This is a genomic window from Citrobacter sp. Cpo221, from assembly GCF_030332345.1.
Classification (GTDB): Bacteria; Pseudomonadota; Gammaproteobacteria; order Enterobacterales; family Enterobacteriaceae; genus Citrobacter; species Citrobacter portucalensis.
The window spans coordinates 84,868-98,735 of record NZ_JAOWIA010000034.1; the positions used below are offsets into that span (position 1 = coordinate 84,868).

The 13,868-nt window shown below is 53.4% G+C and carries 12 protein-coding genes; 11 read left to right on the forward strand and 1 reads right to left on the reverse strand.

All coding sequences use genetic code 11. The features are described 5' to 3' along the window. Window positions 1–104: 104 nt before the first annotated feature. From ndk to OGY72_RS06865, 11 genes are all read left to right on the forward strand, one after another. Window positions 105–536: a nucleoside-diphosphate kinase gene (gene ndk, locus OGY72_RS06815; protein WP_003037710.1), complete on the forward strand. Its 432-nt coding sequence runs from the start codon at window positions 105–107 to the stop codon at window positions 534–536. A gap of 251 nt (window positions 537–787) precedes the next feature. Beyond that, window positions 788–1,954, forward strand: coding sequence for a dual-specificity RNA methyltransferase RlmN (gene rlmN, locus OGY72_RS06820; protein WP_003037713.1), 1,167 nt, complete (start codon window positions 788–790; stop codon window positions 1,952–1,954). A gap of 283 nt (window positions 1,955–2,237) precedes the next feature. Beyond that, window positions 2,238–3,236 carry a cytoskeleton protein RodZ gene (rodZ, locus tag OGY72_RS06825; protein WP_032944208.1) on the forward strand — a complete coding sequence of 333 codons (999 nt, stop codon included), beginning with the start codon at window positions 2,238–2,240 and terminating at the stop codon, window positions 3,234–3,236. A gap of 26 nt (window positions 3,237–3,262) precedes the next feature. Next, window positions 3,263–4,381, forward strand: coding sequence for a flavodoxin-dependent (E)-4-hydroxy-3-methylbut-2-enyl-diphosphate synthase (gene ispG / locus OGY72_RS06830; RefSeq protein ID WP_003037720.1), 1,119 nt, complete (start codon window positions 3,263–3,265; stop codon window positions 4,379–4,381). 110 nt (window positions 4,382–4,491) lie between these two features. Beyond that, window positions 4,492–5,766, forward strand: coding sequence for a histidine--tRNA ligase (gene hisS / locus OGY72_RS06835; RefSeq protein WP_003835173.1), 1,275 nt, complete (start codon window positions 4,492–4,494; stop codon window positions 5,764–5,766). Between the two features lie 13 nt (window positions 5,767–5,779). After that, the gene (locus OGY72_RS06840; RefSeq protein ID WP_003835172.1) at window positions 5,780–6,400 is read left to right on the forward strand and encodes a YfgM family protein; all 621 of its coding nucleotides are present in this window, start codon (window positions 5,780–5,782) and stop codon (window positions 6,398–6,400) included. 10 nt (window positions 6,401–6,410) lie between these two features. Next, window positions 6,411–7,589, forward strand: a complete 1,179-nt coding sequence (bamB, locus tag OGY72_RS06845; RefSeq protein ID WP_008785453.1) for an outer membrane protein assembly factor BamB — start codon at window positions 6,411–6,413, stop codon at window positions 7,587–7,589. Window positions 7,590–7,706: 117 nt separating this feature from the next. Then, window positions 7,707–9,179 (forward strand): ribosome biogenesis GTPase Der, encoded by a 1,473-nt coding sequence (der, locus tag OGY72_RS06850; protein WP_003835168.1) that lies wholly within the window; start codon window positions 7,707–7,709, stop codon window positions 9,177–9,179. A 300-nt stretch (window positions 9,180–9,479) separates the two neighbouring features. Beyond that, complete coding sequence (locus OGY72_RS06855; RefSeq protein WP_003835166.1) at window positions 9,480–11,021, forward strand: peptide MFS transporter; 1,542 nt, start codon at window positions 9,480–9,482, stop codon at window positions 11,019–11,021. Between the two features lie 63 nt (window positions 11,022–11,084). Then, complete coding sequence (locus tag OGY72_RS06860; RefSeq protein ID WP_286547505.1) at window positions 11,085–12,167, forward strand: Gfo/Idh/MocA family oxidoreductase; 1,083 nt, start codon at window positions 11,085–11,087, stop codon at window positions 12,165–12,167. Window positions 12,168–12,219: 52 nt separating this feature from the next. Further along, window positions 12,220–12,435, forward strand: coding sequence for a zinc ribbon domain-containing protein (locus tag OGY72_RS06865; protein WP_003835160.1), 216 nt, complete (start codon window positions 12,220–12,222; stop codon window positions 12,433–12,435). Here the strand turns inward: OGY72_RS06865 and xseA are convergent. Beyond that, the gene (gene xseA / locus OGY72_RS06870; RefSeq protein ID WP_286547468.1) at window positions 12,432–13,805 is read right to left on the reverse strand and encodes an exodeoxyribonuclease VII large subunit; all 1,374 of its coding nucleotides are present in this window, start codon (window positions 13,803–13,805) and stop codon (window positions 12,432–12,434) included. The two genes, OGY72_RS06865 and xseA, sit on opposite strands and share 4 nt — an antisense overlap. Window positions 13,806–13,868 lie beyond the last annotated feature (63 nt).

Here is a 13,868-nt window from a genome sequence, read left to right on the forward strand (position 1 = left end):
GAAATGTTACCTTCATCAATAGTCAATTGCCGGGATGCTCTTTATAATCCGCGCCAGGTCGTACATCTATATAGACAACAACAGAACACATTACAGAGGTTATCATGGCTATTGAACGTACTTTTTCCATCATCAAACCAAACGCGGTGGCAAAAAACGTTATTGGGAGCATCTTTGCGCGCTTTGAAGCAGCAGGGTTCAAAATTGTCGGCACTAAAATGCTGCACCTGACCGTTGAGCAGGCACGTGGCTTCTATGCTGAGCACGATGGCAAACCGTTCTTTGACGGTCTGGTTGAATTTATGACCTCCGGTCCGATCGTTGTTTCTGTTCTGGAAAGCGAAAATGCCGTACAGCGTCATCGCGATCTGCTGGGCGCAACCAACCCGGCGAATGCGCTGGCTGGTACTCTGCGTGCAGACTATGCTGACAGCTTCACCGAGAACGGTACTCACGGTTCCGACTCCGTTGAGTCAGCGGCGCGCGAAATCGCCTATTTCTTTGGTGAAGGCGAGGTTTGCCCGCGTACGCGCTAATAAGCTCGTCCTGTAGGCCGGATAAGCGTTTGCGCATCCGGCTCTGCTTTGCCTGGTGGCGACGCTGATGCGTCTTATCAGGCCTACGATCTTCCTTTACATATTATTTTCGCTAATGCTTCGTGCAAACGTGGCATCCCTGCGCCAGACTTTGTACAATGCAACGCCCCGGAAGAGCAGATCGCTTGCCGGGGCGTTTCTTTTTAACCCTCCACGGGCCACAACGTGTAACAACGAGGCCGGAAAAAATTATGTCTGAATTAGTTAACACCTCTGAAGTCGTCATTCCTGCGGTTCCAAATAAAAATGGAAAAATTAACCTGCTGGATCTGAACCGTCAGCAAATGCGCGAATTCTTCAAAGAGATGGGCGAAAAACCGTTTCGTGCCGATCAGGTCATGAAGTGGATGTACCACTATTGCAGCGACAACTTTGATGACATGACTGACATCAACAAGGTGCTGCGTAACAAGCTGAAAGAAGTGGCTGAAATTCGCGCCCCGGAAGTGGTGGAAGAGCAGCGTTCTTCTGACGGTACGATCAAATGGGCTATCGCGGTTGGCGATCAGCGCGTTGAAACGGTGTATATCCCGGAAGACGATCGTGCGACCCTGTGTGTTTCTTCACAGGTCGGGTGCGCATTAGAGTGTAAATTCTGCTCTACGGCGCAACAGGGCTTTAACCGTAACCTACGGGTATCGGAGATCATTGGTCAGGTCTGGCGCGCGGCGAAGATCGTTGGTGCGGTGAAGGCTACGGGCGTGCGTCCTATTACCAACGTGGTGATGATGGGGATGGGCGAGCCGTTGCTCAACCTGACCAACGTGGTTCCGGCGATGGAAATCATGCTCGATGACTTCGGTTTTGGGCTGTCCAAGCGTCGCGTCACGCTCTCCACCTCAGGCGTTGTCCCTGCGCTGGATAAGCTGGGTGATATGATTGACGTCGCGCTGGCGATTTCTCTGCATGCGCCGAACGATGAAATTCGTGACGAAATTGTACCTATCAACAAAAAGTACAATATCGAAACATTCCTTGGTGCGGTTCGTCGTTATCTGGAGAAGTCCAACGCTAACCAGGGTCGTGTAACCATTGAGTATGTGATGTTAGATCACATCAATGATGGCACTGAACACGCGCATCAGCTGGCAGAACTGCTGAAAGATACGCCGTGTAAGATCAACCTGATCCCGTGGAACCCGTTCCCGGGCGCGCCGTATGGCCGTAGTTCTAACAGCCGTATCGATCGTTTCTCCAAAGTGTTGATGAGCTATGGTTTCACTACCATCGTGCGTAAAACACGTGGTGATGACATCGATGCAGCCTGCGGTCAGCTGGCGGGCGACGTTATCGACCGTACCAAGCGTACTCTGCGTAAGCGTATGCAGGGCGACGCTATCGACATTAAGACCGTTTGATGTTGGCGCACTACGGTATAATTCCTGTACCGTAGTGCAACGTAAGCCATATGAGGTTTTTTGTTGTCGTCGTCAGGTCAATAATAACGGTGCGTTTTTGTCGACTTTAAGGCAGTATGTAACGGCGTAACAAGTGTTTAGCCCTCAGGTTTACGCCGTTTTGTCATTGATAGTCTGACCGTTTTATACTGTCTGACGAAGGTTAACTGACCAGATGTTTCGCGGTGTGGGTGAGCATTGTGGCTCGCCGGCATCAGAACCCAAATTTACGCAGCTGTAGCGAATGAATACTGAAGCCACGCACGACAAAAATGAAACACTATCCACCGGCGTTCGTCTGCGCAATGCCCGTGAACAACTCGGATTCAGCCAGCAGGCAGTCGCGGAGCGACTTTGCCTGAAGGTCTCCACGGTACGCGATATTGAAGAAGATAAGGCGCCAGCCGATCTTGCTTCAACATTCCTGCGCGGGTATATCCGTTCTTATGCGCGTCTGGTGCATATTCCTGAAGAAGAACTGTTGCCAGGGCTGGAAAAACAGGCTCCGATTCGACCAGCTAAGGTCGCACCGATGCAGAGCTTTTCGCTCGGTAAGCGTCGTAAGAAACGTGACGGCTGGTTAATGACCTTTACCTGGCTGGTGCTGTTTGTCGTTGTCGGACTGACAGGCGCCTGGTGGTGGCAGAACCATAAAGCGCAGCAGGAAGAGATCACCACCATGGCCGATCAATCCTCTGCTGAGCTGAATGCCGGTAAAGAGGGTGCGCAGAACGTACCGTTAGATACCAGCGCAGCAGCAGGGCAGGATACCCCTCCGGCTCCTGACGATGGTGCGGTGGCGGACGCAGCGCCAACGCCAGACGTTGCTGCGACCCCGGCACCCGCCGCTGATGCGCAACAGAACGCCGTTGTTGCCCCATCTCAGGCTAACGTCGATACCGCAACCGCAGCGCCAACAGCGCCAGCTACAGCGGCTCCTCTGCCGACCGATCAGGCAGGTGTGACTACACCTGCAGCCGATCCTAACGCGCTGGTGATGAACTTTACCGCCGATTGCTGGCTGGAAGTAACCGATGCGACCGGTAAAAAACTGTTCAGCGGGATGCAGCGTAAAGACGGCAATCTAAACCTGACCGGTCAAGCGCCGTACAAACTGAAAATTGGCGCCCCGGCGGCAGTGCAGATTCAGTTCCAGGGTAAACCTGTCGATCTGAGTCGTTTTATCAGAACTAACCAGGTTGCGCGTCTGACCGTTAATGCCGAACAATCACCGGCTCAGTAACAGACGGCAATGCGGGAGATTTTTTAATGCATAACCAGGCTCCAATTCAACGTAGAAAATCGACACGCATTTACGTTGGGAACGTGCCGATCGGCGATGGTGCGCCCATCGCCGTACAGTCTATGACCAATACGCGTACCACGGATGTGGAAGCGACGGTTAATCAGATTAAAGCGCTGGAACGCGTAGGCGCAGACATTGTTCGTGTCTCTGTACCGACAATGGATGCCGCAGAAGCGTTCAAGCTTATCAAACAGCAGGTTAACGTCCCGCTGGTTGCCGATATTCACTTCGACTATCGTATCGCGCTGAAGGTAGCGGAATACGGTGTTGATTGCTTGCGTATTAACCCAGGTAATATCGGCAGTGAAGAGCGTATTCGCATGGTGGTGGATTGCGCTCGTGATAAAAATATTCCTATCCGTATCGGCGTCAACGCCGGATCGCTGGAAAAAGATCTGCAGGAAAAATACGGTGAACCGACGCCGCAGGCGCTGCTGGAATCCGCTATGCGCCACGTGGATCACCTCGATCGTCTGAACTTCGATCAATTCAAAGTCAGTGTTAAAGCGTCTGACGTTTTCCTCGCCGTAGAATCCTATCGCCTGCTGGCGAAACAGATCGATCAACCGCTGCATCTGGGGATCACCGAAGCCGGTGGCCTGCGTAGTGGTTCGGTGAAGTCCGCGATCGGCCTTGGCCTGCTGTTATCTGAAGGGATCGGCGATACGCTGCGTGTTTCTCTGGCAGCCGATCCGGTGGAAGAGATCAAAGTGGGTTTCGATATCCTGAAATCGCTGCGCATTCGCGCGCGCGGGATCAACTTCATCGCTTGCCCAACCTGTTCGCGTCAGGAGTTTGACGTTATTGGTACGGTTAACGCGCTGGAGCAACGCCTGGAAGATATCATTACGCCAATGGACGTTTCGATCATCGGCTGCGTGGTAAACGGTCCTGGTGAAGCGCTGGTTTCTACGCTGGGCGTGACGGGCGGTAACAAGAAAAGCGGCCTGTATGAAGACGGCGTGCGTAAGGACAGACTCGATAACGACGACATGATTACGCAGCTTGAAGCCCGCATCCGCGCTAAAGCGAGTATTCTGGACGAAGCGCGTCGTATCGACGTGCAGCAGCTTGAAAAATAACAACGTGATGGGAAGCGGCGTGCTTCCCGTGTATGATTGAACCCGCATGGCGCCCGCATTGTTCGGGTTAGCGCTGAGGGTTCATTTTTATATTCATAAAGAGAATAAACGTGGCAAAAAACATTCAAGCCATTCGCGGCATGAACGATTATCTGCCTGGCGAAACCGCCATCTGGCAGCGCATTGAAGGCACTCTCAAAAACGTGCTCGGTAGCTACGGTTACAGTGAAATCCGCTTGCCGATTGTAGAGCAGACCCCGTTATTCAAACGCGCGATCGGTGAAGTTACCGACGTGGTTGAAAAAGAGATGTATACCTTTGAGGACCGTAATGGCGACAGCCTGACGTTGCGTCCTGAAGGGACTGCGGGCTGCGTACGCGCCGGCATCGAACATGGTCTCCTGTACAATCAGGAACAGCGTCTGTGGTATATCGGGCCGATGTTCCGCCACGAACGTCCGCAGAAAGGACGCTATCGTCAATTCCATCAGCTGGGTGTCGAAGTATTTGGCCTGCAAGGCCCGGACATTGATGCGGAGCTGATTATGCTGACCGCTCGCTGGTGGCGCGCGCTGGGTATTTCTCAGCATGTTAGCCTTGAGCTGAACTCAATCGGTTCGCTTGAAGCCCGCGCTAACTACCGTGATGCGCTGGTCGCCTACCTGGAACTGCACAAAGAGAAACTGGACGAAGACTGCAAGCGTCGTATGTACACCAATCCGCTGCGCGTTCTCGACTCCAAAAACCCGGAAGTACAGGCGCTGCTCAACGACGCGCCTGCACTGGGCGACTATCTTGATGACGACTCTCGCGAGCACTTCGCGGGCTTGTGCAAACTGCTGGAATCCGCAGGCATTGCCTACACCGTCAATCAGCGTCTGGTTCGTGGTCTTGATTACTACAACCGCACCGTATTTGAGTGGGTCACCAGCAGCCTGGGCTCTCAGGGCACCGTGTGTGCCGGTGGTCGTTACGACGGTCTGGTAGAGCAACTTGGCGGTCGTGCAACGCCTGCCGTGGGCTTTGCTATGGGTCTGGAACGACTTGTTTTGTTAGTTCAGGCAGTTAATCCGGAATTTAACGCAGATCCTGTTGTCGATATATACCTGGTTGCTTCAGGGGCGGACACGCAATCGGCGGCAATGACGCTTGCAGAACGTCTGCGCGATGAAGTTCCTGGTGTGAAACTGATGACAAACCACGGTGGCGGCAACTTTAAGAAACAGTTTGCCCGTGCCGATAAGTGGGGCGCCCGCGTTGCACTGGTACTGGGCGAGTCCGAAGTGGCTGACGGTACTGTTGTAGTGAAGGATTTGCGCTCTGGTGAGCAAACGGCAGTAGCGCAGGATAGCGTTGCCGCGCATTTGCGCACTTTACTGGGCTAAGGAGAAGGACAGCGTGGAAATATACGAGAACGAACACGACCAGGTTGATGCGGTAAAACGCTTCTTTGCTGAAAACGGCAAGGCGCTGGCTGTTGGGATCATTTTAGGGGTTGGCGCGCTGGTTGGTTGGCGTTACTGGACCAGCCATCAGACGGAGTCCGCACGCTCTGCTTCTCTGGCGTATCAAAATACGGTGACTGCGGTTAGCGCGGGTAAACCGGACAGCATTCCTGCCGCTGAGAAATTTGCTGCAGAGAATAAAAATACCTACGGCGCGCTGGCTTCACTGGAACTTGCGCAGCAGTTTGTTGACCAAAATGAACTTGAGAAAGCTGCAAGTCAGCTGCAACAGGGCTTGGCTGCAACCAGCGATGAAAATCTCAAAGCGGTGATTAACCTGCGTCTGGCTCGTGTTCAGGTTCAGCTTAAACAGGCTGATACCGCGCTGAAAACGCTCGACACTATTAAAGGTGAAGGGTGGACGGCCATTGTTGCCGATCTGCGCGGTGAAGCGTTGCTGAGCAAAGGCGACAAACAAGGTGCGCGTAGCGCATGGGAAGCGGGTGTGAAAAGCGATGCCTCTCCTGCTCTGAGCGAAATGATGCAGATGAAAATCAATAATTTGTCCATCTGAGAGGGACCCGATGCAATTGCGTAAATTACTTCTGCCAGGGCTGCTTTCCGTTACCCTATTGAGCGGCTGTTCACTGTTTAGTGGCGAAGAAGATGTCGTTAAGATGTCCCCATTACCGGTGGTTGAAAACCAGTTTACTCCGTCTACGGAATGGAGCACCTCCGTAGGTAACGGTATTGGTGATTTCTATTCCAATCTTCACCCTGCGCTGGCGGATAACGTTGTCTATGCAGCCGATCGCGCTGGTGTAGTGAAAGCATTGAACGCAGGCGACGGTAAAGAAGTCTGGTCTGTGAATCTGGGTGAGAAAGACGGCTGGTTCTCCCGTGCATCTGCACAGCTTTCTGGCGGTGTAACCGTGTCTGGCGGACATGTTTACATTGGCAGCGAAAAAGCACAGGTTTATGCGTTGAATACCAGCGACGGTACCACCGCATGGCAGACGAAAGTCGCCGGTGAAGCGCTGTCTCGTCCTGTTGTGAGCGATGGCGTAGTACTGATCCACACCAGCAACGGCCAGTTGCAGGCATTAAACGAAGCTGATGGCGCCATCAAATGGACCGTTAACCTCGACATGCCTTCCCTGTCTCTGCGTGGTGAATCCGCTCCGGCAACTGCCTTTGGCGCAGCTATTGTCGGCGGTGATAACGGTCGCGTGAGCGCCGTGCTGATGCAGCAAGGCCAGATGATTTGGCAGCAGCGTATCTCTCAGGCGACAGGCCCAACGGAAATCGATCGTCTGAGCGACGTTGATACCACGCCGGTTATCGTCAATGGCGTTGTTTACGCGCTGGCTTATAATGGTAACCTGACGGCGCTGGATTTGCGCAGCGGTCAGATTATGTGGAAACGCGAACTGGGCTCGGTGAATGATTTCATCGTCGACGGTAACCGTATCTATCTGGTTGATCAGAACGACCGCGTACTGGCGCTGACCACCGACGGCGGTGTGACGCTGTGGACGCAAAGCGATCTGCTGCACCGTCTGCTGACGTCCCCGGTATTGTATAATGGCAATCTGGTCGTCGGTGATAGCGAAGGCTACCTGCACTGGATTAACGTTGACGATGGTCGTTTTGTTGCCCAGCAGAAAGTCGACAGCTCAGGTTTCCTGACCGAGCCGGTCTCTGCTGATGGTAAACTGCTGATCCAGGCGAAAGACGGTACGCTGTACTCCATTACGCGTTAATCGTCCCGGCCGCTCGCTTTGAAAAACGGCTCCTGGTGCAGGGGCCGTTTTACTGTTTTTAACAACGGCGCAAAAATGTGCCCGTTGTCTGATGATTTTTTAAATGAGGCTTTAAACATGGTACCTGTGGTCGCGCTTGTCGGGCGCCCTAACGTTGGCAAATCCACGTTATTTAACCGTCTAACTCGCACCCGAGATGCGCTGGTTGCGGATTTCCCGGGTCTGACTCGTGACCGTAAGTACGGTCGTGCGGAAATTGAAGGCCGCGAGTTTATCTGTATTGATACCGGCGGTATTGATGGCACCGAAGACGGTGTGGAAACCCGTATGGCGGAACAGTCGCTGCTGGCTATCGAAGAAGCAGACGTTGTGCTGTTCATGGTGGACGCGCGTGCTGGCCTGATGCCAGCGGATGAAGCTATTGCGAAACATCTGCGCTCGCGCCAGAAACCGACGTTCCTGGTCGCCAACAAAACTGACGGACTCGATCCTGACCAGGCGGTTGTTGATTTCTACTCTCTGGGTCTGGGTGAAATTTATCCGATCGCGGCATCCCATGGTCGTGGCGTTCTCAGCCTGCTGGAGCATGTTCTGCTGCCGTGGATGGATGACGTCGCTCCTCAGGAAGAAGTGGATGAAGACGCAGAATACTGGGCGCAGCTGGAAGCCAAAGAAAACGGTGAAGAAGAGCCAGAAGACGATTTCAACCCGCAGGATTTGCCGATTAAACTGGCAATTGTCGGCCGTCCTAACGTAGGTAAGTCCACACTTACTAACCGTATTCTCGGCGAAGACCGCGTAGTGGTTTACGACATGCCGGGAACCACGCGTGACAGTATTTATATTCCGATGCAGCGCGATGAGCGCGAATATGTGCTCATCGATACCGCGGGCGTGCGTAAGCGCGGCAAAATTACCGAAGCGGTAGAAAAATTCTCAGTGATCAAAACGTTGCAGGCGATTGAAGATGCCAACGTGGTGATGCTGGTGATTGACGCGCGCGAAGGGATTTCCGATCAGGACCTGTCGCTGCTGGGCTTTATCCTCAATAGTGGGCGCTCACTTGTTATCGTTGTGAACAAGTGGGATGGCCTGACGCAGGAAGTAAAAGAGCAGGTCAAAGAGACGCTGGACTTCCGTCTGGGCTTTATTGATTTTGCGCGCGTACACTTTATCTCTGCGCTGCACGGCAGCGGTGTGGGTAATCTGTTTGAATCGGTTCGCGAAGCGTATGACAGCTCCACCCGTCGCGTGAGCACCGCGATGCTGACGCGCATCATGACCATGGCAGTAGAAGATCATCAGCCGCCGCTGGTGCGTGGTCGTCGCGTGAAGCTGAAATATGCCCATGCTGGTGGTTATAACCCGCCAATCGTGGTGATTCACGGCAACCAGGTCAAAGACCTGCCGGATTCTTACAAGCGCTATCTGATGAACTATTTCCGCAAATCTCTGGACGTAATGGGGACGCCGATCCGTATTCAGTTCAAAGAAGGGGAAAACCCGTTTGCAAACAAACGCAATACGCTGACTCCGACTCAGATGCGTAAGCGTAAGCGCTTGATTAAGCACATCAAAAAAAGCAAGTAATCGTTGCTGATGCAGATGAAAACCCGCGCTTGTCGCGGGTTTTTTTTCGTTATTCCAACGCCAACCTCAGCCCGTGCGATGTCAATCACTATTCGTTTTTTGCCAAGTTTAAATCTAAGAAAGTAGACATTTGTCGAGTTTTCATCTTAAAGTCCGGGGGCTGGTACTAGACAAAACTAGCCTTAGGTTATCAAATGGTTAAATAACTTTTCGCCGCATGTAAAAAATCGGTCAGATACGTAACTGGCTGGCGTACATCTCGGTGTTTACACGCACGACGACATAACTTTCGGGAGAATTATGCAATCCTCTGTTAATCAAAAAGAAAGCCGAACTTTCTTCGGTCATCCTTATCCGCTCGGCTCGCTATTCTTCACAGAGATGTGGGAGCGTTTTTCGTTTTACGGCATTCGCCCGTTACTGATCCTGTTTATGGCTGCTACCGTTTATGACGGCGGCATGGGGCTGGCGCGTGAAAATGCCTCGGCGATTGTGGGTATCTTTGCCGGTACGATGTATCTCGCCGCGCTGCCTGGTGGCTGGCTGGCGGATAACTGGCTCGGCCAACAGAAAGCGGTGTGGTACGGTTCCATTTTGATTGCGCTCGGTCACTTGTCGATCGCGCTCTCGGCCATTATGGGGAACAACCTGTTCTTTATCGGCCTGATGTTTATCGTGCTCGGTTCCGGTCTGTTTAAGACCTGTATCTCAGTGATGGTTGGCACGCTGTATAAAAAAGGCGATGCGCGTCGCGACGGCGGTTTCTCGCTGTTCTATATGGGCATCAATATGGGGTCGTTTATCGCGCCGCTGATCTCCGGCTGGCTGATTAAATCCCACGGTTGGCACTGGGGCTTTGGCATCGGTGGTATCGGGATGCTGGTGGCGTTGATCATCTTCCGCGTGTTTGCCGTTCCATCGATGAAACGTTATGACAGCGAAGTGGGTCTGGACTCAACCTGGAACAGCCCGGTAGTGAAACGTAACGGTGTGGGCGCGTGGCTGCTGGCGCTGGCCGTCGGCGTAGCCGTTATCGTTACGCTGATTGCGCAGGGCGTGATTGTGATAAATCCGGTCGCGGTTGCCAGTATGCTGGTGTATGTGATTGCCGCCTCTGTCGCGCTCTATTTTATCTACCTGTTTGTCTTTGCTGGTCTGAATCGCAAAGAGCGCGCCAGACTGCTGGTCTGCTTTATCCTGCTGGTTTCCGCCGCGTTCTTCTGGTCTGCGTTTGAGCAGAAGCCAACCTCGTTCAACCTGTTCGCTAACGACTACACTAACCGTATGATCGGCGATTTTGAAATCCCGGCGGTCTGGTTCCAGTCGATAAACGCGCTGTTTATCATTCTGCTGGCACCAGTATTCAGCTGGGCGTGGCCGAAACTGGCGAGCATGAACATTCGTCCGAGCAGCATCACCAAGTTCGTTATCGGTATTCTCTGTGCCGCTGCAGGCTTTGGTCTGATGATGCTGGCAGCGCAAAACGTTCTCAGTAACGGTGGTGCAGGTGTTTCCCCATTCTGGCTGGTGGGTAGTATCCTGATGCTGACACTTGGTGAGCTGTGCCTGAGCCCGATCGGTCTGGCGACCATGACGCTGCTGGCCCCGGAAAGAATGCGCGGGCAGATGATGGGCCTGTGGTTCTGCGCCAGCGCGCTGGGTAACCTGGCCGCAGGTCTGATTGGTGGTCATGTGAAGGCCGACCAACTGGATATGCTGCCGGATCTCTTCGCTCGCTGCTCGATTGCATTGCTTATCTGCGCCGCGGTACTGATCGTCCTCATTGTGCCGATCCGTCGCATGCTGGAGAATACGCAAACTAAACCGGCTACTAGCGCCTGATAACACCTCGATTGTGCCGGGGCAGACGTGATGTCCCGGCCAATTCATTTACGAGGTGAGAACATGCTGTTAGGGTTTGTTGGGCTTGGCGCAGTCGTTGAAACGGCATACTTGCCCGCATTGCGTAAACTTTACGGTGATTCCCTGTGCTGTGTGGGATTTGACGTGCAACCCGCAAAACAGCCCGCTGGTGTGACACGCTGTGCATCGCTCGCTGAACTTCTTGCAACACCGCTTGATACCCTGTTTATCACCACCGCATCCCTGCATCATCTCGATGTGCTTGAACAGGCGCTGGCCGCTCCCATCGCACGAATCGTGGTTGAAAAACCGATTGTTGCCACGCTTTCCCAAATTGAAAAACTGAAAACGCTGCTGGAGCAACCCGACGCTGCCGACCGTGTGCTGGCGCTCGACCACTGGATGGCGCGCAATGGCGCAATGGAGCTGGCATTGGGAAAACTCGGTACGCAGTGGCAGGGCGATAACCCACAACAGGCACTTGTCTCTCACTTTTCAGACGTTGTTAAAATCGACGGTTTTTTGCAGGAGCCGAGCGGATTTAACGCTACAGGAGAGCCGATCGCGCTCAACTTTGCCACTGGTGAGCCAGATACGCGTGAGCTTCGCCACCCGGACGGTGTGATTCTGGACATTGGCGCACACGTACTGGCCATGCTGCGTGAAACGGTGCGTTACCTGGGTGGTAATGACAGCATGACCCTGCAGGTGAAGAGCGCTAAAGACCGTCTTGGACATAACATCATCCAGGGTGACCTGACCACGCCTGAAGGAGAGGCGCATCTGCAAGGGCTGATTAGCGGTGTACCGCTGGATATCTGGCTGAATAAATACGCGGGGCCCACTGGCGGACAAAAAGGTCTGCGCCTTTATCTGCGTGATGGGCGTATCATCAGCTACGACCGACGGGGTGCCGACGATGTGCTCGAATTGATTGACGGTGATGTTGTGCAACGCTGGTGTCTGCCAGGTACGATTTATGCCCATTGTCTGGCGGAACATATTCTGGGGGCGCAAAGTCTGTTTGAGCGCAGCCCGCAGGAGGTGAGTCGCACGACGCAGTGCAGGCTGGAGGAGGTCGAACGATTACTGATCCTACAGCAACAGTTGCGTGGTTCACACTAAGCGTATCATGGTAAAATTAGCGCAGAATTGAACGCCATTTAAAGGAGTCACCATGTCGATGACCTGCCCGGATTGTCACGCAGAACTGGAACCACAAAACGGTGTGGCACACTGTGAAAACTGTAAAAAAGATATTCCGTTAGAAGCGCGCTGTCCGGAGTGCCATCAGCCGCTCCAGGTGTTAAAAGCCTGCGGAGCGGTGGATTACTTCTGTCAGAATGGCCATGGTCTGATTTCGAAGAAACGTGTGGAATTTGTGCCGGTTTAATCTGACTTTTTCTTCCGCGTTTTCTTTGCCGCCGTTACGCCTTTCACTTCGCTCTCTACCCAACCGTCTGACAGGCGGGTAGTGAGCACATCACCGGTTTTTACCTGTTTGGTCTGCTTCAGCACTTTGCCGTCCGTCGCGGTAGTGACGCTATAACCACGAGCGAGCGTCGAGAGAGGACTCACCGCTTCAAGATGCGTCACCACATTACCGAAGCGTTCTCGCTGTGCGCTTAAACGCGCGCGGATATTCTCTGCCAGACGGTACTCCAGTTGCTGAATACGGGTTTGCGCCCGATAAATGCGCGACTGTGGGTTTTGCTGGCTCAGGCGTTGATTTACGCGCTGTTGGCGCTGATTGGCCTGCTTAATTTTATTCTCAAGAGCGAAATTCATCCGCTGACGTAGCCGCTCCAGCACGGTCTGCTGACGGGCCAGACGCAGTTGCGGATGTTGCTGTTGCAAACGGTGATGAAGCTGGGTAAAGCGACGAGTACGGTTGGCGATGTAGTAGTCCATCGCCATCTCCAGACGCTGCTGGCCATGCTGAATTTGACGCAGCAGTTCCAGTTGATTGCGGCTGACAATTTCCGCCGCAGCTGATGGCGTAGGCGCCCGTAAATCTGCAATAAAATCGGCAATCGTGACATCTGTTTCGTGGCCGACGGCGCTTACTACCGGAATGCGGCTGGCAAAGATTGCCCGCGCTACGCGTTCGTCGTTAAAACTCCACAAATCTTCCAGAGAACCGCCGCCGCGCCCAACGATAAGCACATCGCACTCGCTCCGCGCGTTCGCCAGCTCAATGGCGCGAACGATCTGTCCTGGCGCATCGTCGCCCTGGACAGCGGTCGGGTAGATAATAACGGGCAGGGATGGGTCACGACGCTTCAGCACGTGGAGAATGTCGTGCAGCGCAGCCCCGGTTTTCGAGGTAATGACCCCAACGCAGTGAGCCGGAGAGGGTAGTGATTTTTTGAACTGCTGATCGAATAGCCCCTCAGCCTGCAGTTTGGCTTTGAGTTGCTCATATTTTTGCTGCAACAAGCCTTCACCAGCTGGCTGCATGCTCTCAACAATTATCTGGTAGTCGCCACGCGGTTCGTACAACGTAATGTTGGCGCGTACCAGGACCTGCTGACCGTGCTGTGGGCGGAACGTTACCCGTCGATTGCTGTTGCGAAACATCGCGCAGCGTACCTGGGCGATGTCATCTTTGAGCGTGAAATACCAGTGACCGGAGGACGGCTGAGTGAAATTCGAGATTTCACCGCTGATCCAAACTTGTCCCATTTCCTGCTCAAGCAGCAAACGAACCGTCTGATTTAGGCGGCTTACGGTAAAAATTGAGGTGGTCTGAGAGGATAACATGTGAGCGGGATCAAATTCTAAATCAGCAAGTTATTCAGTCGAAAGTAACATGCTCACAGAGGA

Bases quoted from the DNA above. Each gene is read 5' to 3' on its own strand.
- rodZ (WP_032944208.1), top strand. From the start codon at position 2,238: ATGAATACTGAAGCCACGCACGACAAAAATGAAACACTATCCACCGGC.
- ispG (WP_003037720.1), top strand. From the start codon at position 3,263: ATGCATAACCAGGCTCCAATTCAACGTAGAAAATCGACACGCATTTAC.
- xseA (WP_286547468.1), bottom strand. From the start codon at position 13,805: ATGTTATCCTCTCAGACCACCTCAATTTTTACCGTAAGCCGCCTAAAT.
- OGY72_RS06865 (WP_003835160.1), top strand. From the start codon at position 12,220: ATGTCGATGACCTGCCCGGATTGTCACGCAGAACTGGAACCACAAAAC.
- rlmN (WP_003037713.1), top strand. From the start codon at position 788: ATGTCTGAATTAGTTAACACCTCTGAAGTCGTCATTCCTGCGGTTCCA.
- OGY72_RS06860 (WP_286547505.1), top strand. From the start codon at position 11,085: ATGCTGTTAGGGTTTGTTGGGCTTGGCGCAGTCGTTGAAACGGCATAC.
- bamB (WP_008785453.1), top strand. From the start codon at position 6,411: ATGCAATTGCGTAAATTACTTCTGCCAGGGCTGCTTTCCGTTACCCTA.
- ndk (WP_003037710.1), top strand. From the start codon at position 105: ATGGCTATTGAACGTACTTTTTCCATCATCAAACCAAACGCGGTGGCA.
- der (WP_003835168.1), top strand. From the start codon at position 7,707: ATGGTACCTGTGGTCGCGCTTGTCGGGCGCCCTAACGTTGGCAAATCC.
- OGY72_RS06855 (WP_003835166.1), top strand. From the start codon at position 9,480: ATGCAATCCTCTGTTAATCAAAAAGAAAGCCGAACTTTCTTCGGTCAT.